At 46.6% G+C, this 21,235-nt stretch carries 18 protein-coding genes and 1 pseudogene; 15 read left to right on the forward strand and 4 right to left on the reverse strand.

Going from position 1 to position 21,235, the window contains the following annotated elements:
• A pseudogene (locus ACY2VW_RS11615) lies at positions 1-343 on the reverse strand (ISNCY family transposase); the annotation flags it as partial.
• A 254-nt stretch (positions 344-597) separates the two neighbouring features.
• Here ACY2VW_RS11615 and ACY2VW_RS11620 point away from each other — a divergent pair.
• The 4 genes from ACY2VW_RS11620 (at position 598) to ACY2VW_RS11635 (ending at position 5,225) form a co-directional block, all read left to right on the forward strand.
• Positions 598-2,856, forward strand: coding sequence for a hypothetical protein (locus ACY2VW_RS11620; RefSeq protein WP_461878173.1), 2,259 nt, complete (start codon positions 598-600; stop codon positions 2,854-2,856).
• A 109-nt stretch (positions 2,857-2,965) separates the two neighbouring features.
• Positions 2,966-3,505: a hypothetical protein gene (locus ACY2VW_RS11625; protein WP_461878174.1), complete on the forward strand. Its 540-nt coding sequence runs from the start codon at positions 2,966-2,968 to the stop codon at positions 3,503-3,505.
• 221 nt (positions 3,506-3,726) lie between these two features.
• Positions 3,727-4,371: an L-2-amino-thiazoline-4-carboxylic acid hydrolase gene (locus tag ACY2VW_RS11630; protein WP_461878175.1), complete on the forward strand. Its 645-nt coding sequence runs from the start codon at positions 3,727-3,729 to the stop codon at positions 4,369-4,371.
• A gap of 47 nt (positions 4,372-4,418) precedes the next feature.
• Positions 4,419-5,225, forward strand: a complete 807-nt coding sequence (locus ACY2VW_RS11635; protein WP_461878176.1) for a class I SAM-dependent methyltransferase — start codon at positions 4,419-4,421, stop codon at positions 5,223-5,225.
• A 105-nt stretch (positions 5,226-5,330) separates the two neighbouring features.
• Here the strand turns inward: ACY2VW_RS11635 and ACY2VW_RS11640 are convergent, their stop codons facing one another.
• Complete coding sequence (locus tag ACY2VW_RS11640; RefSeq protein WP_461878177.1) at positions 5,331-5,987, reverse strand: SDR family NAD(P)-dependent oxidoreductase; 657 nt, start codon at positions 5,985-5,987, stop codon at positions 5,331-5,333.
• Positions 5,988-6,217: 230 nt separating this feature from the next.
• On the opposite strand from ACY2VW_RS11640, the gene ACY2VW_RS11645 reads away from it, so the two are divergent.
• The 10 genes from ACY2VW_RS11645 (at position 6,218) to ACY2VW_RS11690 (ending at position 18,395) form a co-directional block, all read left to right on the forward strand.
• Positions 6,218-6,949, forward strand: coding sequence for an ATP-binding cassette domain-containing protein (locus tag ACY2VW_RS11645; RefSeq protein WP_461878178.1), 732 nt, complete (start codon positions 6,218-6,220; stop codon positions 6,947-6,949).
• Positions 6,949-7,872, forward strand: a complete 924-nt coding sequence (locus tag ACY2VW_RS11650; RefSeq protein WP_461878188.1) for a SufB/SufD family protein — start codon at positions 6,949-6,951, stop codon at positions 7,870-7,872. Before ACY2VW_RS11645 ends, ACY2VW_RS11650 begins: the two co-directional genes overlap by 1 nt.
• A 208-nt stretch (positions 7,873-8,080) precedes the next feature.
• Positions 8,081-10,174 carry an alpha-galactosidase gene (locus ACY2VW_RS11655; protein ID WP_461878179.1) on the forward strand — a complete coding sequence of 698 codons (2,094 nt, stop codon included), beginning with the start codon at positions 8,081-8,083 and terminating at the stop codon, positions 10,172-10,174.
• A gap of 23 nt (positions 10,175-10,197) precedes the next feature.
• The gene (melB, locus tag ACY2VW_RS11660) at positions 10,198-11,562 is read left to right on the forward strand and encodes a melibiose:sodium transporter MelB (protein ID WP_461878180.1); all 1,365 of its coding nucleotides are present in this window, start codon (positions 10,198-10,200) and stop codon (positions 11,560-11,562) included.
• Between the two features lie 155 nt (positions 11,563-11,717).
• The gene (locus ACY2VW_RS11665; RefSeq protein WP_461878181.1) at positions 11,718-12,761 is read left to right on the forward strand and encodes a LacI family DNA-binding transcriptional regulator; all 1,044 of its coding nucleotides are present in this window, start codon (positions 11,718-11,720) and stop codon (positions 12,759-12,761) included.
• Positions 12,762-12,948: 187 nt separating this feature from the next.
• Entirely contained in the window at positions 12,949-14,892 is a 1,944-nt protein-coding gene (locus tag ACY2VW_RS11670; RefSeq protein WP_461878182.1) for a beta-galactosidase, read from the forward strand.
• A gap of 324 nt (positions 14,893-15,216) precedes the next feature.
• Positions 15,217-16,053: a pyridoxamine kinase gene (locus ACY2VW_RS11675; RefSeq protein WP_461878183.1), complete on the forward strand. Its 837-nt coding sequence runs from the start codon at positions 15,217-15,219 to the stop codon at positions 16,051-16,053.
• Entirely contained in the window at positions 16,053-16,712 is a 660-nt protein-coding gene (locus ACY2VW_RS11680) for a TatD family nuclease-associated radical SAM protein (protein ID WP_461874431.1), read from the forward strand. Before ACY2VW_RS11675 ends, ACY2VW_RS11680 begins: the two co-directional genes overlap by 1 nt.
• A gap of 85 nt (positions 16,713-16,797) precedes the next feature.
• Positions 16,798-18,180: a uracil-xanthine permease family protein gene (locus ACY2VW_RS11685; RefSeq protein ID WP_461878184.1), complete on the forward strand. Its 1,383-nt coding sequence runs from the start codon at positions 16,798-16,800 to the stop codon at positions 18,178-18,180.
• 86 nt (positions 18,181-18,266) lie between these two features.
• Complete coding sequence (locus ACY2VW_RS11690; protein WP_082424597.1) at positions 18,267-18,395, forward strand: response regulator; 129 nt, start codon at positions 18,267-18,269, stop codon at positions 18,393-18,395.
• Between the two features lie 76 nt (positions 18,396-18,471).
• Here ACY2VW_RS11690 and ACY2VW_RS11695 read toward each other — a convergent pair whose 3' ends face one another.
• A complete protein-coding gene (locus ACY2VW_RS11695; RefSeq protein ID WP_461878185.1) occupies positions 18,472-18,954 on the reverse strand; it encodes an N-acetyltransferase in 483 nt (160 codons plus the stop codon).
• Positions 18,955-19,170: 216 nt separating this feature from the next.
• On the opposite strand from ACY2VW_RS11695, the gene ACY2VW_RS11700 reads away from it, so the two are divergent.
• Positions 19,171-20,412: an Nramp family divalent metal transporter gene (locus ACY2VW_RS11700; protein ID WP_461878186.1), complete on the forward strand. Its 1,242-nt coding sequence runs from the start codon at positions 19,171-19,173 to the stop codon at positions 20,410-20,412.
• A 76-nt stretch (positions 20,413-20,488) separates the two neighbouring features.
• On the opposite strand, the gene ACY2VW_RS11705 is transcribed toward ACY2VW_RS11700, so the two are convergent.
• Positions 20,489-21,235 (reverse strand): LysR family transcriptional regulator (locus tag ACY2VW_RS11705; protein WP_461878187.1); only part of this gene is annotated, 747 nt, incomplete at its 5' end.

Consider the following 21,235-nt stretch of genomic DNA (forward strand, 5'->3'; position numbering starts at 1 on the left):
GTTTCTGGAAAAAGTCAATTAAAACTGGAAGAAGTGCTTTCGAATCGGCAAGGGATTTATCCTCATCCGGTGAATCTGATTTCTTCCCTACAACGATATCAGGATGTTTTTTTAGAAAGTCCTTGTTGTAGAAAGTGATGTCACGAACAATACCAAGCCCGTTCGTAATAATGCCAAATTTATAGGCGTAACAGAAATGTCCATTGATGTACATCTGCTGGATTGCCTGATTGGAAGCCGCATGAGTTGGCATAGAGCCATAAGCAGCTTTATAAGGATCATAGGAATCATCAAGGTTATGGGACTTTTTGAAAGCCTTTAGCTGCTTGATAATACGGTTTGAAAGAAACTGATATTTGTCGTTGTCGAATTTATTTTGGCAATTTTCAAAAATTTCTGCCAAAGTGAGCTGTTTATATGTTATCATGTAGGTATATCTCCTTTAGGTGGATTGGTTAATTAGTTTCTAGGCAATTCTATTTTACCATAAACCTTGAGGAGATATTTTATTTTAACAACAAAAAAATGCCGTATTTATGCAGCTTTTGGCGTTTCGCAAACGCCTATACAGGAAAATGAGTGGAAAGGAGAAAATGAATGAATTATTTGGAACATGAGACAGAAGTAAAGTATGTGGATGGGTTATTAGCACATTCACAGGAATGGCAGTGGCTGATTGAAAAGATACAGGAGAGATTTGAAGTTAAAGAAGTAGATTCCTGGAAAGAATATTTGAATGAAAGTATTGCGATGAGAAGGATGTTTCAATACTTTGTGAAAGTATTGGAAGTATGTGATGGGGAATGGAAATATCGGAAAGTAATACATGCAGAAATATGGGAGATTGCGAAATTTTATATTGGGAAAATCAGTCTTGATGTCTGTATGCAAAAAGTGAGTTACAACGTATGTAAATTGTTTTTATTATGTGTTTGGATCACAAAACTGGAAAAGAAGGATAATGAATTTGAAATTTTATATGATATTCGATTGTTGTCTGAGAAAAATTATTTTCAATTAATTAATTGTGAGTCTTTAAGGGAACATGAACAAGAGATTATGGGTTATACAGAGACTTTTCAGGTACGGGGAATGGAAGTACCACTAAAATGTCTGGAAGATAATATAAACCAAATGGAATATTTGTCGGATCATGATTTTTTGGAACGCTATGAGAATGTTATTGTAAGCTATAATGCATTTTCTTATCAAAGAATAGATGAACAGGAATGTAAAACATGGCAGGAAGAATATTTACTCGATATGTTAAAAGTATCGTTTATAGGAAAAAAGATTCAGCCGATGTTCACTGGCTCAAATGGAAATGTACCGGAAATATCGATGTGGAGCAAAGATATTTTGAAAGATATAAAGAACTATTTTCAAGATATCCGTGCAGATTTTGTTTTAGAAACAATAAGTTATTTTTTGTTTAGTACAGAACCATCAAAAAGAATAAAGCTGCTTCATTGCAGAGTTTTGAGTGAAGTGATTAACAGAGAAGAGGAGCACTTTAAGATATTTAATAGTTCTTCTTATGTATTTTTAGCATGTATGCATAAAGATAAACAAATGAAAGAATGTGGACAGGAAGCAGAGTACATAAATTTATTACAAGAAATACAAAAGTGGGAAGAACCAGATCGGATTTTAAAGTTGAAAGAAGATGGATACCCAACCTCGAGAATACAAAAAGAAAAAGCAGCGCAGTACTTGGAAAATAAGTTCAAAGAAGTAGAAAATATTTCTGAGATTTGGGAGTTGCAGAAATATATTGAGAATACTATAGTGGCAGGGGAAATCACGATGGAATATTTTCGAGTGTTATGTCAAAAATTCCGGTCATGTATAAAAGATAAAACAGATATAAGTGTTGCAACCGTATATTATCGATATATGCTTTTTCTAATTGAAATTAATAAGAATAATAAAAGTATAGATAAACGATATCTTCAAAAAGAAATGATACAAACACAGGAAAGCTGGCAGAATTTTGCGTATAGTGAGCAATGCAAAAATATGCAGGAGTTTTCATACGAACACACTTTTGAAAAGAGGGAACTTGCAAAATTTAGTGAACAAGCATTGACAAATCCGATTGTATTTGCTGGGTTATGTACACCTTGTTCAGAAAAAGAACTATTAAATATTATGACATCAGCATCTGAAAGTGTGCTTGTTTATCTGGTGAACAGAATGGAACTTAATGCAGTTTTCCCAAGAGAAAAAGCAATCATTTATGAGCGTCATGATATTGATAAATTATTGTTAAATTATGTGACGGTATTAGAGGAGAAAAAAGGTTACAAATTATTAAATAAACTGGAACCAACTGTATTTATGGAAGCCATTCATGAGCGCTTTTTTGAAAATACACAGTGTTATGTGGCTATTTTTTCAGAAGAGGAAAAGTTGTATCAGATGATAAAAAGAGAATGCAAAGTAAAATTGATTCCATATTCAAAACGTATTTCTCTTGCATTGCTGACACAACTTTTTCCGGTGTTAGAAATAAAAATAAGAGAACTTGCTAAGTTGCTTGGCGTTTTTCCGTTTAAAAAGAGCAAAGAAGAATTTATGCAGTATAATGATCCAAGTTCATTGCTTCGGGAAATTTTGGGAAGGGTATATGAAGCGCAGCAAAGTTTTGAAAATGTATCAGATCTGATGTTTGTATATCAGATGATGTATAATGGGAATTCCTGCAATATAAGGAATGAATGTGTTCACGGAAGAAATTATTTAGCAGGGGGAAGTCTTAGGTTTGCGTTTCGAGTTACGTTGTTTGCAATTTACATGATAGACTTTAGAATAAAAACAATTAAACAAAATGTAAGCGATATCCAGGATATATAAAAGAGAAACAGTCACGGAGAGAATATATACATAATTGTGTTAGTATTCTCTCTTTTTGCCTGGCACAAATTTTATGACATATTTCGAAATGCTGAATGAATCGTTGAAAATGTCGAATAAAAAATCTAAGAGAAATGTTTCTGTAATTCAAGATGTTGATGGGAAAGATATTGTTGTTATTAATGATATAAAATTTAAAGGGAAAAGAGGGATTCGCTGGAAAGAAGTAAGAGAGTATTTGAAAGAATTTGTTGGAGACGTTTATACAATTGATTCGACGGGAGATGCGGTCTATATCGGAGCGGATTTACCAAATGAATATAGTGGATCAGAATATACATTTTCTATAAAAGGGACGAAAGCAAAGGCAAAAGCGAATGCTTCTCAGGGAACTCCAGAATTAATTGAAATTGCTTCGGGAAAGCATCATAGGGCGAATGATGAAAAGAAATATTGGAAAAATGCAAAGTATGGATGGTATCGATATGATTCGAGATTCGCATTGCCGGTATATGGAGAGGATGATGAAATAGTAAGATATAATGTATTTCATGCATCACTTATTGTAAGACATTCGGAAGATGAAAAAATGTATCTTTATGATATTTTGGACATAAAAAAAGAAACGAGCAACCCGATTGAGCCATAAGGCTGTACACGACAAAAAACCCATTTCTTTGTATAAAAGGATACTATAGAAAAGAAAAAAAGTCAAGAAAAATTATTTGAATAAAGCAAAGTAACAAAAACTGTGCTATAATAACCTCATAATGAAAAGTAAAATTCCGCCTATTTTTCTACATTGTAGGCGGAAATTTTACACCTGTCAGTTAGTAAAACCTAATAAAAGTAAGATGGAGGTACCCGCCCATGATGGAATACACCAGCAAATATTGGAACATGCTGACTCCTTTAATAAAGAAAAGCCTGCTAAAACGCTACGGCAAAGAGGAGACCACCGAGCTTCTCCGCAAAACCAACCAGATCTACCGCGACATGCTTCGCCGCGCCGATGATATCGGAAAGGACAACCCGATGGCGTCGAATTTCTATGAAGGCCTCATTTTTCTTGCGCTCTGGGATGCGTCGGACAGACAGATTTCTGTGGATGAACTGCGTACAATCTCAGAGGAGATGATGTCCTTCCCGCTTCTGAAAGCCATGGGCCTGATGATTAATGCGAATAAGAAGAGCGGCATGGCGCGGATTGCGGAGATGATGCATAAGGATGCCGCCTGGCTGGAAGCACATCCGCAGTATAAGGCGTATTCGTGGGATTTTCATTTTGATGAGACGAAGCATCAGGACGGTTTTTATTACCACTTCACCCAATGTCCCCTGAACACCTTCGCCCGAAAAGAGGGCTATCTGGAAGTGCTGCCGATTATGTGCGACATTGATTACAAGACAGCAGCCCTGATGCATGCAAAGCTCCATCGTGACCATACGCTGGCAGGCGGCGGTGAGGTCTGTGATTACTGGTTTGTGGGAGACAAGGTGGAAAATCCGAAATAAAACAAGACCGGACCGGAACCGGTGAAATGGAAGGGAGATCACCCAGAATGAGCAATGAAAAAATAAAACCAAAACTGAACGGAACTGCCGAGACGATGCTGCAGTGCTTCTATGCCCGTGCCATGCACAGCAGAAATCCGAAAAACAAGTTCCGCGATACCAAAGCAGAAGAGCTGATCGACCGCATCGACTACGATTTCAGCAATGCGAAAAAGGACACAGCAATGAGCAGCGGAATCGTGGCGCGGAGTGTTGTGTTCGATGAGCTGGTCAGCGACTTTATCCGAAAAAACCCGGATTGTACCGTCGTCAACATCGCCTGTGGTCTGGACACTCGTTTTTACCGCATGGATAATGGAAAAATTACCTGGTACAATCTCGATCTGCCGGAGACGATTGAGGTGCGCGATTCCATCTATCAGGAATCCGGCCGTGTTTCCACGATTGCGTGTTCCGTGCTCGACCCGGCATGGGCCGATCAGGTAAAAGTGCGGGGCAAAATGCTTTTCATTATCGAAGGTCTGACCATGTACATGAAAGCGGATGAGGTCAGAACGATGCTCGCCATCATCCGCGATCATTTCGACAATGCCTACGTCTGCATGGAAACGCTGTGCCCGTACTTTGTAAAGAAAGAAAACATCGAAAAATCCATCCAGGCGACAGGCGCGACATTTACCTGGGGTGCGAACAGCTTTGCAGAGCTGGGCGACATTGCCGCCGGTTTCCGAAAAGTAAAAGACGATAACATCGCCCGCGGTATGGAAACACTGAATCCCATCTACAAGCTGGTGATATGGATGCCGGTCGTCCACAAATTCGCAGAGAAAATTCTGGTGTTTGAGAAAGCGTAAGAAAAAACGAAAAAAATAAAAAGAAACAGGCAGCCCGGCAGCGGAAAAGCTCAAAAAGCTTCCGTGCAGGGAACCTGTTTTTTGTTTGTGCAGGAAATTAACAAATCATTCATCCGGCCACACAAAGTGTGCGTTTCCCGCTTCAAGGCCGTCAATCAGAATATTCTGTCCCGTGCAGAACCGATTCGTCACGGTCATAAAGTACGCCCAGTCTGCCGCCTCTTCAACGGTCATCCACCGTTTCAGCGGTGTCAGCTCCATGATCTGATCCCAGAGCTTTTTATCTTCTGTCACCGGCAGATTCAGCTCGGTCAGCACGCCGCCGAAATCGAGGCTGTTGCATGTTCCGCCGTACGGTGCAATGCGGAGCGCCACATTTTTCGTGTAGGCGAGCACGCCGCCCTTGCTTGCCGTATATTCCGGAAATTCAGCTCCGGTGTGGCCGCTGGCTGATCCGATCATAAGGACGGCGCGGATCCCGTCATGAATTCCGTACACCTCCGTAATTGCGATCGTTCCTTTCAAATTGATATCAATATCATCCTCATTCTGCACACCGGCGTTGTTGATGACGATATCAAACGGTGCCAGATCCGGATACTGTTCTTTGTCGCGGATATCGAGACGGAAGTGGGTATAATGCTCCTGCGCAATCGAAGCTTCCTTCCGGTCAAATCCGGTAACATCAAAGTCTTCTTTTAAAAATTTCTCCGCAATCGCCTTCCCGATCCCGGAGCTGGTTCCTGTAATAAGTACACGCATAACGATAACCTCCCGATGAAATATTATCCCCATTATACCGCAAACAGGGCATACGATCCAGAAGAAATGGTAAGAATGCAGAAGAGGAAAACGTTACAGGGAGAATCAATAGCCCAAAAAGAAAGAGTGTCCCAAAACTGTAACAAACAATTGACAGACTTTAAGAGAAGGAGTAGAGTTTTTGGAAGAGGGATCATTCCTCAAAGACCGAAAACAAAAGAGGTGCAAATATGCTGAAAGTAGACAATCTTACCTTTGAAGTAAACGAAGAGGGAAGAAAACGCTGCCTCGTCAACCACATCAGTTTTGAGGTGAAGGACGGGGAAATGCTGGTGATTACCGGACCGAACGGTGGCGGAAAATCGACGCTGGCCAAAGTACTTGCCGGCATTGAGGAAGCAAACGGCGGAGAAATCTTCCTGGATGGGGAAAATATTACCGGTTATGATATTGACCACCGCGCAAACGCCGGCATCGGCTATGCATTCCAGCAGCCGCCGCGTTTTAAAGGAATGACGGTGAAAAAAATGCTGTCGCTGGCAGCCGGAAAAGAGCTGACGGAAGCCGGGAGCTGTAAACTCCTCTCCGCCGTCGGACTCTGCTCTGCCGATTACCTGAACCGTCAGATGGACGGCACACTCTCCGGCGGAGAGATGAAACGCCTGGAGATTGCAACGGTGCTTGCGAAACCGCATAAAGTCAGCATTTTCGATGAGCCGGAGGCCGGTATTGACCTGTGGAGCTTTTCCATGCTGATCAAACGGTTTGAAGAAATCCACAAAGAGAAGAAAGAATGTCTGATCCTCATTTCCCATCAGGAACGCATTATCCAGATGGCGGATAAGATCATGGTGATCGAGGACGGCCAGGTGAAAGAATACGGTACAAAAGAAGATGTACTGCCGACTCTGTTCCAGCAGAAAACAGGCCGGATGTGCGGCCAGGAAGGGGGCACATGCTGATGGTACAGGTAGATGAGACAACCCAGGGTGTATTAAATCAGATCAGTGAAGGATTTGCGCAGAAAGGGGCTTATAATCTCCGCCAGAACGGAATTCCGCTCTGCCACGGGGACAGTGAGCATATCAAAATCCGCAAGAAAGAGGATAAGCCGGGCATCGATATCCTGATTGACGGCGAGACGAAAGGTGAAAAAGTATTTATCCCGGTTGTCGTCAGCGTTTCCGGTATGACGGATCTTGTTTTCAATGATTTCTACGTTGCGGACGGCGCCGATGTTACGATTGTAGCGGGCTGCGGCATTCACAACGGCGGCTGCAACGACAGCCGGCACGACGGAATCCATACGTTCCATGTAGGGAAAAATGCCAACGTGCGCTACGAAGAAAAGCATTATGGTGAGGGAAACGGAACGGGACAGCGGATTCTGAACCCGGTGACCAATATTGAAATCGGAGAAAATTCCGTTTTTACGCTGGATACTGTACAGATCAAGGGTGTTGACTCAACGATTCGTACGACGAACGTTGTGATGGATGCAAATTCCAAACTGTTTGTGCTCGAACGTCTGATGACAGACGGTGACCAGAAGGCAGAGTCGGACATCGAAGTCTGTATGAACGGAAGCGGTTCTTCCGCACAGATTATTTCACGTTCGGTCGGAAAGGGCAATTCCTCCCAGGTCTTCCATCCGAAGGCAGTCGGCAAAAACAAGTGCCACGCCCATATCCAGTGCGATTCTATCATCATGGATCACGCACAGGTCGGATCTATTCCGGAGATCCAGGCAGAGCATGTGGATGCGGCAATCATCCACGAGGCGGCGATCGGACGGATCAATGACGAGCAGTTATTGAAACTCAGAACGCTCGGCATGACGGAAGCGGAGGCGGAAAACGTCATTATTGAAAACTTCCTGAGCTGAAGAAAAAAAGGAAACAAGAGAACAAAAAAAGAGGCATTTCCAGTCTGCATAGATGGAGATGCCTCTTTTTGTGCATTTTTCACAAAAAACAGGTAGTAAATTTTACTAAAACCCAGAGTAAAATATTTTGACTTTTAGTAAAACATGTGATAGATTTGTAATGTTGAAAAAATGAAAGATACAAGATAGAGAAATGGGGAAAGCGAAAATGGGTATTGTGATCAATCATTCCGAAAATATTTTCCTGATGCAGACCAGATCCAACAGCTATGCGTTCGGCATTGACGACCAGGGACTGGTAAGACATTTATATTGGGGAAAACGGATCAACGAAGTGGAAGATTTTGAATTGCCGGTACTGACCGAGGTATCCACGAATGATCCGGTTTACGAAATCACAAGAGAAGAGTTTCCGGTATACGGAAGTCTTCGATATAAAGAGCATTGTCTGAAGGTGACGTTTGCAGATGGTGTCCGCGAAGTCGTTTACGAATACGTGGGATACCGCATCGAAAACGGGGAATCCTGCGAGGAGCTGATTCTGGAACTGAAAGACCGACACTATGCGCTGAAAATGGAACTGCATTACAAGGTCTATGAAGCGTACGATCTGATGGAGCGTTTCGTTGTTCTTTATAATGCGTCCGGTGAAACAATGGAAGTGGAGCAGCTCCAGAGCGGACAGTTCCATATTCCGTATGAGAACCTGAACTTTTCGAACGTGCACGGTCACTGGGGCGCAGAACAGCAGCGGTTTGTGCAGAAAGTCAGCTATGGAAAAATTGTGATTGAGAACCGAAGAGGAATTTCTTCCCACAATCACAACCCATACTTTATTCTGGATCGCGATGCGACCGAGACAAGCGGAGATGTTTACTTCGGAGCACTTCGCCAAAGCGGGAACTTCAGCGGCGTTGTCGAGCAGACCCCGTATGGCGGGACACTCGTCCAGATGGGGTTGAATGCACATGATTTCTGTCTGGAGCTGAAAGCAGGAGAGCGCTTTGCAAGCCCTGCGATTCTCTGCGGCTACTCGGACTGTGGTTTTGAAACCATGTCACACCGCCTGCACCGCTTTGCGAATGACTTTATTTTGTCCGAAGGTTTTCGTCCGGTGCTCTACAATTCCTGGGAGGCAACGGAGTTCGGGGTAACGTGTGAAGAGCAGAAAAAGCTGGCGAAAAAAGCAAAGGAGCTTGGAGCAGAGCTGTTCGTTGTGGATGACGGCTGGTTCGGCGAGCGGAATGGCATCGACAACGGTCTCGGCGACTGGTATGTCAACGAAAAAAAATTCCCGAACGGTATCGATGAGCTGATCCGTGAAGTAAAATCCCTCGGCATGATGTTCGGCATCTGGGTTGAGCCGGAAATGGTCAATCCGCCGACGAAGCTGTTTGCAGAGCATCCGGACTGGATTTATCACTTTGATACGAGAACGAGCGACACTTCAAGAGGTCAGTATGTACTGGATCTGACGAAAGCAGAAGTGAAATCGTTCCTCTATGAGATGCTGGACAACCTGCTTTCCGGCCATGAAATTGACTACATTAAGTGGGATGCCAACCGTCCGATTTCTCAGACAAATCTGCACCGCGATCTCTGGTACCGCCACATCGAAGCGGTTTACGATATCGTAAAAGCATTAAAGAAAAAACATCCGCACGTACTGTTTGAAGCCTGTGCTTCCGGCGGCGGACGAATCGACTACGGCATCCTTGGCATTTTTGATGATTTCTGGACGAGCGATAACACCGATGCATACGATCGTCTGACGATTCAGGACAGCTATTCTTACATTTATCCGATTAAGGCAATGCGTGCCTGGGTCACGGACTGCCCGAATTTCCTTTCGGCGCGCATGATCCCGATGAAATTCCGCTTTCACAGCGCAATGATGGGAAGCCTCGGCATCGGATGCAATGTTCTGAAGTTTACCGAAGAAGATACCGCGACGGCAAAAGAAATGATCCGCGAATACAAAGAGATCCGACCGATCGTCCAGGAGGGAATCTTCTATCGTCTGGAAAACCCGTCTGCAAATGATTATGCAGTTTATGAGTATCAGAAAGAAGATAAAGGATTGATTTTTGCCTTCCTTGCGCAGGGGAAAATCGGCCATAGAAGCACAACGGTCCGCTTCAGGGGTCTGGAAGCAGATGCGGTTTACACCGTTTTGCTGGAGAATGGGGAGCTGAAAAAAAGCGGCGCTTATCTGATGCAGCATGGACTGGAGCTCCGCTTAAATGGCGACTATGCAAGCACGCTGATCCGGTTCGCAAAATGTGAAACCGGCAGAGCATAAGAAAAAATAAGGAGAGAAAACGTATGAAACAAACAAATTTCACCAAATTTTCATTTGGACTTGGTGCACTTGGTAAAGACCTGTGCTATGCGATGATTTCGTATTTCCTGATGATCTACTTTACAGACACGGTTGGAATGGCACCGCTGTTCGTCGGAAACCTGTTCCTGGTAGCCAGAATCTGGGATGCATTTAATGATCCGATGATGGGCTTCGTTGTAGATAACACCAGAAGCAAATGGGGCAAATTCCGTCCGTGGATTCTGCTCGGCGCAGTATTGAACTCGATCGTGATGATCTTTATGTTCCGCAAACCGGCAGGCATGACCGGATTTAGCATGTACGCCTATTTTTCTGTGATGTACATTCTCTGGGGTATGACTTACACGGTAATTGATATTCCGTACTGGTCCATGCTGCCGTCTCTTTCCAGCACCAAGGAGGAGAGAGATTCCATGTCCGTAATTCCACGTATCTTTGCCAGTCTGGCATGGCTGCTCATGGGTGCGTTTGCGATCAAGATGGTTTCCATGCTCGGAAAAGGAGATGACGCGAAGGGTTATTCCATGCTGGCGGTCGGCATTGCCGTTATTTTTGTGGTTACTTCTATTATTACTGTTGTATTTGTCAAAGACCGTAGCTGTTTTGGAGAAACAGGGGATAAAAAAGCGGAAAGAACAACGGTAAAAGATGCGCTCCATGTCATTATGGCAAATGATCAGTTAAAGGTATTCATCGGTGTTGTGCTCTGCTACAACCTGGTTGTACAGCTGGCCGGTGGTGTTGCAATTTACTATTTCACCTACGTTGCCGGTGATAAAGATCTGTATCCGATTTTCACAACAGCAGCACAGTTTGCCGAGATTGGCGCACTGTTCCTGTTCCCGGTACTTTCTAAACGCCTGAGCAAAAAGCAGGTATTTGCAATCGCAAGTTTCAGCCCGGCCATTGGACTTGTCGGTCTTGTTGTCAGCGGTTTCTTTGCCCCGCAGAACGTGGTAATTATTGCAGTATGCGGCGTGCTGTATAAGCTTGGATCCGGCCTGACATTAGGCGCAACAACTGTTATGCTGGCAGACGTTATCGATTACGGGCAGGTGAAATTAGGAAGCCGTAACGAGAGTATCATTGCCTCTTTCCAGACACTGCTGGTAAAAACAGCATCTGCTGTTTCTGCATGGCTGATCGGTGTCGGTCTTACCATCGTAGGCTATGTTGCAAATACAGAGCAGTCCGCAGCAACCATCATGGGTATGCGTGTTCTGATGGGCGTGATTCCGGCTGTGATTACCGTTCTTGCGTTTGTGATTTATGTAAAAGGATACAAACTGGATGGTGCATTCCTGGAAGAGATTCTGAGCAAGGTAAGTAAAAAAACAGAAGCATAAACAGTAAAATGATGTGGGCGAACCGGCTTTGAAAAAAAGCCGGTTCGTTGAATTTTAGAGGGGATTATGGTAAAATGTTTTAGTAAATACGAAATCAAGATGGGGTTCCGAATAGTTTCTAAACATGAAATTACTCGAACGGAGAAGGGGAATTTATGGCGACATTAAAAGATATTGCGCTGCGTGCCGGTGTATCCCAGGGAACGGTATCCCGGATTTTAAATGGGGACAGTACACTGAATGTGGCGGCAGAAACAAGAGAAAATGTGACGAGGATTGCGATGGAGCTGGGCTACCGTTCCACATCGCAGAAGCATAAAAACAGTAAAGAACAGGAAGCAGAACAGACAAAAACGACGAAAAACAGAACGATCGGCATTGCGCAGATGTTTGAGATGCCACAGCTTCAGGACGATATTTACTACATGATGCTGAAAAATCTGGTGGAAGCAGAGTGTTTTGCAAATGGCTGGAATACGGTATCGTTGTACCGGGATGGAAACGGCAGCTTTATGACGAACAGTGATCGGAACCTGGATGGAATCATTGCGCTCGGACGATTTACGAAAGAAGAAATCCGAAGCTTTGAAAAGTATACGGGGAATCTGGTCTTTATCGATTCCTCGCCGGATGAGATGAAATATTACAGCATCGTTCCGAATTATCATATGGCGACCCGCCTGGTACTGCAGCACTTTGCGGAGGAGGGATATGAGAGCGTGGCGTACGCGGGCGCTGTGTATACGTACAACCAGGTCAAAGAGCTGACGATGGATCCGAGATATTATTATTACAAAAATTCCATGCTGGACAAAAATCTGTTTGATGAAAAGCAGATCATCGACTGCGAGATGAATTCCAGAAGCTCTTACGAAGCAATGGACCGTTATCTGAACGAAAACGGGATGCCGCCGAAGGCTCTCTTTATCTCCAGTGATGCCACTGCCGCCGGTATTTTAAAGGCAATCCATGAGCATGGATTTTCTGTTCCGGACGACTGCAGTATCGTGACGTACAACAACACGGCATTTTCCGAGAGCAGCACACCGCCGCTCGATTCCATCGAGGTGTATTTGCGGGAGAGTGCAAGAGAGGCTGCCTTTGCACTGGAGAGGCTGTGGAACGTGGAACGGCTTCCGAGAAAAATCGTGGTTCCGTGCAGTCTTGTGGTGCGCGGCAGCGTGAAAAAAGAGCGGTAAAACAGGAAAAACGGGATGAAGTAAAATTTTTCTTTCATGAAGGAAAAATAGTAAAAGTTTTAGTAAAATAACGTTGACACAACGGATGGAATTTGCTACCATTATAGTCAGAAAACACAGAGAAAAAGCCGAATGAGGGCTTGCAGAAACAATATAAAAATTTTAGTAAAAATGTGGAGGAACGACTATGTGGCTTGGTGTAGATTACTATCCGGAGCAGTGGGATGCATCCCTGCTTGAGCAGGATCTTGATACAATTGTGGAGCTGGGATGCAACGTGATCCGAATTGCGGAATTTTCCTGGCATCTGATGGAGAAACAGGAAGGACAGTACGATTTCTCTTTCTTTGACCGTGTCATCGAAAAAGCAAAAGAGCGGAACCTGAAGGTGATTATGGGAACCCCGACCGCGACGATTCCGGCATGGCTGGCGAAAAAGCACCCGGACATCCTCTCGGAATTCGAAGGCGGAAAGAAGAGAGCCTTCGGTGGAAGACACGTTTACTGCTTCAACAGTCCGCACATGTATGCGTATTCTGAAAAAATCATCCGTGAACTGGTCGAGCACTATAAGGATGAGGAGAGCATCGTGGCATGGCAGATCGACAATGAGATCGGCCATGAGGGAAGCGATGTCTGCTACTGCGAAAACTGTCAGAAGGCGTTTCAGACGTATCTGTCGAAAAAGTTTGCAGGCGATATGGATGCGTTAAACGAGACGTACGGAACCACGTTCTGGTCGCAGGAATACAACACATTTGATGAAATTCCGACCCCGTCGGAGACGATCACGACACACAACCCGGCACTCCGCCAGGACTGGGAGAGGTTCCGCAGCCAGTCGATCGTGGATTTCATGGCCTTTCAGGCAAAGCTCATCAAGGAGATCTCGCCGGAGGCTGTTGTGATGCATGATTTCCCGGGCGGCGGTCTTGGAAAACATGTTGACTATTCGAAAGTGGCAAAGACACTCGATCAGGCAGCATACAACAATTACCCGGTCTGGGGCGGACAGAAAGAGCCGATTGCGCCGCATGAGATTGCGTTCGCGCTCGACTACATCCGCGGCTTAAAAGGTGAGAATTTCTGGATTACCGAGGCGATCATGGGAGCGCAGGGCCACGATGTGACGGGCTTTTTGCCGCGTCCGAACCAGGCGAAGATGTGGTCGTATCAGAGTATGGCACACGGCGCCGATTCCCTGATGTATTTCCGTTACCGCGGGGCGACAAAAGGTGCGGAGCAGTTCTGCTATGGTATCATTGATGCGGATAATGTGAAACGCAGAAAATTCTATGAAGTACAGAGCTTCTTCCATGATATTATAAAATACAGAGAAGCGATGGAAGCCCCGGTGAAGAACGAGGCGGCGATCGTGTACGATTACGATTCCCTGGCATCGTTCCGCATCCAGCGCCAGAGCATTCTGCTCGATCCGGCGGCGGAGATGCAGAAGTTTTATAAAGCATTCTATGATCAGAATGTCGGCGTGGACGTGATTCCGGAGGACAGAGAATTTTCTTCTTATAAAGTTGTGATCCTGCCGCAGATGATCATTACGAAGCCGGAGATGGAAGAAAAGGTGGAAGCGTTTGTGAAAAACGGCGGAACCGTAATCGTGACGTACCGCCACGCCGTGAAAGATGCGGACAATAACGTTCCGTTCGGCGAGACACTGCCGGTGCACTACAATGCGCTTGCGGGTCTTACGGTAGAGGAGACGGAGAGTCTTCAGGACTACGATGCATTCCCGGTTGTGGGAAGCGGCGTGTTCGAGGGCGTGGAAGGCACAGGCGGAATCTTCCGCGATATGATCAAAGTGCAGGATGCGGAAGTGCTGTTCCGTTACGCGGATGCGTTCTATCTGGAATTCGCAGCCGTGACGAGAAAACAGACAGGAAAGGGAACCCTGTATTACGTGGGCTGCGGTCTGGAAGAGAAGATCACGAAGCTTCTGATGGAGCAGGTGATGCGGGACTGCCATTTCCAGATGGTGCCGTCCGAAGAGGGCCTTGAGATCGTGACGAGAGGAAACGAGAAGCAGAAGGTGACGATGTATATCAATCATAACGCGAAGGAAGTAACGTATGGAGATATGACACTGGCGCCATTCGCATGCAAGATTTTATAGCAATCCCCGAAAATAATGCAAAAAATTCAGCACCGCAGAGCGTGAATTACTGCGTCACAGATTTTCGTCGTACCCCGGTACGCCTTCAAATCTGTTCCTTGCAATTCGCGCTCTGCAGCACTGCCTTTTTTGCATTATTTTCGGGTCTTGCTATAGAAGCGTAGACATAGAAACCCGCAAAATAGCAAAGAGAAAAAGAAAGGTATCCGGTATCTGTGACGGATACTTTTCTTTTTATCTGGAAAAAACTTGTAAATAAGGCACAGTTGTGTAAAAATAAACGTAAAACGGGTGTGGTGGCATTCCGGAAAAGAGGAGAACAACATGGAAAAACAGAAAAAGATAGCACTGATTAACGATTTGACCGGTTTTGGCCGCTGTTCCACTGCTGTGATGGCGCCGATCGTGTCGGCGATGAAGATTCAGGCGGTGGCAGTTCCGACCGCAATTCTCTCGGCACATACGCAGTTTCCGACGTATTACTTTGATGATTATACTGACCGGATGAAGGATTACATTCAGACCTATAAGGATCTGAAGCTCGATTTCGATGCGGTCTCGACCGGCTTTTTAGGATCGGAACAGCAGGTGGATATTGTGCTTGATTTTATCCGCCATTTCAAGACGGACCGCAACTTTGTCATCGTCGATCCGGTCATGGGAGACTATGGGAAGCTGTATCGGACGTACACGAAAGAGATGTGCGACAAGATGAAAGAGCTGGTTCACTACGCGGACATCATCACGCCGAACCTGACAGAGCTCTGTACACTGCTCGATGCGCCGTATCCGGAGAACGGAGCTTCGATTGAGGAGCTGAAGGAGATGTGCGGAAAACTGGCAGAGCGGGGACCGAAACATATTGTTGTGACGGGTATCCACTTTAACCAGACACAGATTGCCAACTTTATCTATAACAAAGGCGAGGATTTCCAGATCGTCATGGTAGACCGCATCGGCGGCGACCGGAGCGGTACGGGAGATGTCATTGCGGCAATTATCGCAGGCATGTATCTGAACGGCCACAGCCTGTACGAGTCGGTGAAAAAGGCGGCGGATTACGTATCGAAATGCATCCGCTACTGCGAAGAAAACGAAGTGCCGAGCTACTGGGGACTCTGCTTTGAAATGTTTATGAAGGATTTAACGGAGGAAGCGTAATGTATTTATATACTGTAACCGGAGCCGTCGGCGAGGAAGGGTATCTCGACCTTGCAAAGAGCGGCGATCTTACCGGAAAAAATGTCTATGTCAACATGACAAACAAATGCCCGTGCAGCTGTGTGTTCTGTCTGCGCCAGACGAAACAGCAGCAGGAGGGAAATACACTGTGGTTAAAAGAGGGCGAGCCATCCGTTGAGACGATGCTGGAGCTGTTCGCACAGTACGATCTGAACGTGATCAATGAACTGGTCTTCTGCGGCTTCGGAGAACCGCTTGAGCGGCTTGCGGATGTCTGTCGGGTGATCGATTCCTTAAAAGAAACGTATCCGAACCTGAAAGTGCGTCTGAATACGATCGGTCTTGCCAACCTGATCTATGGAAGAGATGTCACCCCGGAATTAAAGGGAAGATTCGATACCGTCTCGATTTCCTTAAACGCGCCGGATGAAAAGGAATTTCTGGAGCTCACGCGGTCGAAATTCGGCATCCAGTCGTACGAGGCGATCAAGGAGTTTGCAGTACTTGCAAAACAGTATGTGCCGAATGTTGTGATGACCGTTGTCGAGAAAGTTATGCCGGAAGAAAAGATTCAGAAATGCCGGGAAATCTGCGATGAATTAGGTGTTGCCCTTCGTGTCCGCCCGTTTGAAAATTAAAGTGTTCGGAACGGAATCTTTCGCTTGTATTTCCAGAATATAACGCCTATAATGGGAAGGAAAAACAAAAGAGAGGGAGAGACGTATGAACGAGTCTAATGGAGTCATCCGCGATGCGAGAAAGCTCGGCATTCCTAAAATGCTGATTCTCGGATTGCAGCACATGTTTGCCATGTTCGGTGCAACCATTCTGGTGCCGATTCTGGTAAACAGCTACTTTGTAGATGCATGCGGCGAGGGACCGTCCCGCGGTCTTACCGTATCCGTCACGCTGTTCTGCGCCGGCTTTGGAACGCTGCTGTTCCATCTGTGCGCGAAATTTAAAGTACCGGCATTTCTTGGTTCCTCGTTTGCATTCTTAAGCGGCTTTGCTGCTGTTGCAAACCTGAACACCGGAAAATATGCCAGCATGAGTGTCAACGACAAGGCAGCCTATGCCTGCGGAGGTATTGTGGTAGCAGGTCTTCTGTACCTGATTTTTGCCCTGATCATCCGCATGGTCGGCGTCAAACGCGTGATGCGCTACCTGCCGCCGGTTGTCACAGGTCCGGTTATCATCTGCATTGGCCTCAGCCTTGCTGGTTCCGCCATTAATAATGCTTCGACGAACTGGTTCCTGGCACTGGTTGCGCTGGCAGTCATCATCATTTTCAACATTTGGGGAAAAGGAATGTTCAAAATCATTCCGATTCTGATGGGCGTTGTGATTGCCTACGTTGTGGCAGTTGTCCTGAATGCACTCGGCATCAAAAATCCGGACGGATCCGTGATCATCAACTTTGCGCCGGCTGCACAGGCAGGCATCGTCGGACTTCCGCCGCTGCAGCTCTGCAAATTCGATCTGACCAGCATTATGATCATGGCACCGATCGCGATTGCGACCATGATGGAGCATGTCGGCGATATGTCGGCGATCTCTGCAACCGTAGGAGAGAACTTCCTTTCTGATCCGGGCCTGCACAGAACCCTGCTCGGTGACGGTCTTGCAACCGCAATGGCAGGTTTCATCGGCGGACCGGCCAACACGACGTATGGCGAGAACACCGGCGTTCTGGAATTGAGCCGCGTACATGACCCGAGAGTCATCCGTATTGCCGCAGTCTTTGCGATTATCGTCAGCTTCATTCCGAAGGTATCGGCACTCATCAGCACCATGCCGTCCTCCATCATCGGAGGCGTCAGCTTCATGCTGTACGGTATGATTTCTGCCATCGGTGTGCGCAACGTGGTAGAGAATAAAGTAGACCTGACCAAATCGAGAAACCTGATCATCGCGGGCGTCATCTTTGTCTGTGGACTGGGCTTCAGCAACGGTCTTTCCTTTACGATCGGCGGAACGACCGTCACCCTGACTGCACTTGCCATTGCAGCCATCGCAGGAATCCTGCTGAACATGATTCTGCCGGGCAATGATTACGAATTCGGCGTAAACGAGTCCGGGGACGAGAACAGAGGAATCCACGCATAAAACGATACACAGGAAAATCCGTTTTTTCCGCATCTGTATTCTGCACACAGAAAGGTGCAAAAACAGAGGGGAAAAAGCGGATTCCGGTGATTGCGATGACAGCGAATGCCTTTGCGGAGGACAAAAAAGCGGCCCGCGAGGCAGGGATGGACGGTTACATTACAAAACCGGTTGATGTGGACGGAATGATCCGCACACTGCTGAAGTTTGTATAAAAAGACAGAGCACAGATCTGTATGTTACGACAGATCAGGTGCTCTGTTTTTTGATGCCTGTACGGCGAAGAAAAACTTATTTTACCCGCTCAAACGCAATCCGCGGTGAGTGATTCAGCACATAGATAATACCGCGCTGTTCAAATCCGTTTTTCCGGATCAGATGCTGCATGATTTTGTTGTCCGCATGCGTATCGACGCGCAGGTGCGGAATCTGTGCCCAGCAGTAATCGACGATCTGCGAGAAAAATCCGTGGATCGTTCCATCCGAGGCAACCTGGTGGATGGTGCCGTACAGCGCATCGGAGAGCCAGGAACCGTCGTCGATCTGCAGATACGTCGGATCCTCGCCGATGATGAAGGCAAACGCGCCGCGCAGCGTGCCGCTTTCCTCAAAAACAAAAAGCTGTTTGTCGCGGATTCTGTTGTGAATCAGTTCCTCGGGCGGAAAATGATTTCCCCACTGGTTTGGATTTCCGGTTTCCTGCATAAAAGAGCGGGCGTAAGCATAGATTGACATGATCGAAGTAAAATCCTCCGGGACGGCAAGTCGTATCATGATAAAAATTCTCCTTTTAGTTCAAAATAAGCAGTTTTATTGTAGCACAGCGGACGGTGAAGCACAAGAAAGAGAAAACAGGATTTGACTTTTTGAAAAATCCCATGTACAATGAAGTTAGTTATAACTAACCAAAGAAACCAAAACCACAACAAAACGATTTCTGCCGGTCCTGGATGGGCCGGTTCCGTATCAAATTGTCAGAAAGGAAAGAATATGAAACAAAATCGAAAACGAAAAGAGACGGCGGGCATGAATTTTCTCCGCTATCTCGGCCCGGGACTTCTTGTCACGGTCGGTTTTATCGACCCGGGAAACTGGGCATCCAACATTGCCGCCGGATCGGGCTACGGCTACGAGCTTCTGTGGATGGTCACCCTGTCCACGATCATGCTGATTTTTCTGCAGCACAATGCGGCGCATCTCGGCATTGTCACGGGAAAGTGCCTCTCGGAGGCGGCGAGCCTCTATCTGCCTGCGTGGCTGAAAAACACGATTCTTGCGACGGCGATGATGGCAGCGGTGGCGACCGCAATGGCGGAGATCCTCGGCGGTGCGATTGCGCTCCAGATGCTGTTCGGCATTCCGATCAAGCTCGGCAGCATGATGATTCTCGTGCTGGTTCTGATCTGTGAGTTTACAAGTGCTTACAAACGGATTGAAAAACTGATCATTGTGTTTGTCTCGCTGATCGGCTTTTCGTTCCTTTTTGAGGTATGGATCGCCGATATCGACTGGGCGCAGGCGGCTGTCGGCTGGGTAAAACCGTCGTTTCCAGAGCACTCAATGCCGGTCATCTTAAGCGTCCTCGGTGCGGTCGTCATGCCGCACAACCTGTTTCTCCACTCGGAAATTATTCAGAGCCGCCAGTGGAATCTTGAGGATGATGAGGTGATTGCGCGCCAGTTAAAGTATGAGTTCAAAGACACCCTGTTTTCCATGATCATCGGATGGGCCATCAACAGTGCGATGATCCTGATGGCGGCCGCAACGTTTTTCCAGCCGCAGAATGCAAAGCAGGTGGATGATCTCGCAACGGCGGGAAAGATGCTGACACCGCTTCTTGGAAATGCCGCATCGGTGATCTTCGCTGCGGCGCTTCTCCTCGCCGGAATTTCATCGAGCATCACCGCGGGAATGGCGGGCGGAACGATTTTTTCGGGGATTTTTAACAAGCCGTATGAGATCAAGAGTAAGGAGACACGCTGGGGAATCCTTCTTACCATGATCCCGGCCGCAGCGGTCATTCTTCTGATTGATTCCCCGTTCCAGGGCCTTCTCTATTCACAGATGTTCCTTGGAATGCAGCTCCCGATCACGGTATTTACGCAGATTTATCTGACGTCCTCGAAAAAAGTCATGGGAAAATACGCGAACAGTCTGCGGCTGAAAATTGCCCTGTCTGCGATTGCGGTGATTGTGACACTGCTGAATATCGCGCTGCTGTTTGTGCAGTAAAAAGAATGAGAAATAAAAAAAGGAAGTCCGCTGCGCTGATCCCTGAAAAAGAGACCGGCGCAGCGGACTTCTTCTATTATAATATGCTCTCCATGCAGGCATCGACAAAGTCCTGCAGAAGCGGAGAGAGCTTCCGCCCCTTTTTCCAGATCACGGCGATCTGCGTTTCCAGGTCGCTTTCTGCGAGCGGCTGGATGCGGAGTCCCTGGCAGAGAGAGCTCATGGACTGCGGGAAAATGGCAGTGGCAAGGCCTTCCTTTGCCCAGAGCATCGCGCCGCGGGGATCGTCGCAGACGCAGAAAAGATCGGGCTCCATGCCGCGCGAGTGGAACGCATCCATGATGAGCGCCTCATACCGGCGGTAGATGATGAGCGGAATATTCAAAAGATCCGAGAGATTTAGCGATCCGTTCTTCTCGGGAAGCATATCTTTTGAAGAAACGGCAATCATAGGTTCAGAGCTTAAAATTTTATAGTCGACATCGTCGAGCCGCAGCGGCGTGCGGGCGATGGAAATGTCGATGATGCCGTCCATCAGATAGCGGTACAGCGTGTAGGTGATGCCGTCGTGCACCTCGAAGTTGACATCGGGATTGCGGCGGGAAAAAAGCGAGACGCACGGCATGATCGTCGCAACGGTGGTCGGTGTGATGCCGAGGCGCAGAACCCGCTTTTTGCCGACCTTTGCGACCTCAAGCTCCGTCGATTTCACGTACTCGAGCAGGTTGGCGGAGCGGTCGTACAGCAGTTTTCCGGCTTCGGTCAGGCGGACGCCCTGGCGGGTGCGTTCAAATAAAGTGACGTTCAGTTCGGCTTCCAGCTG

Source organism: Fusicatenibacter sp., from assembly GCF_977045365.1.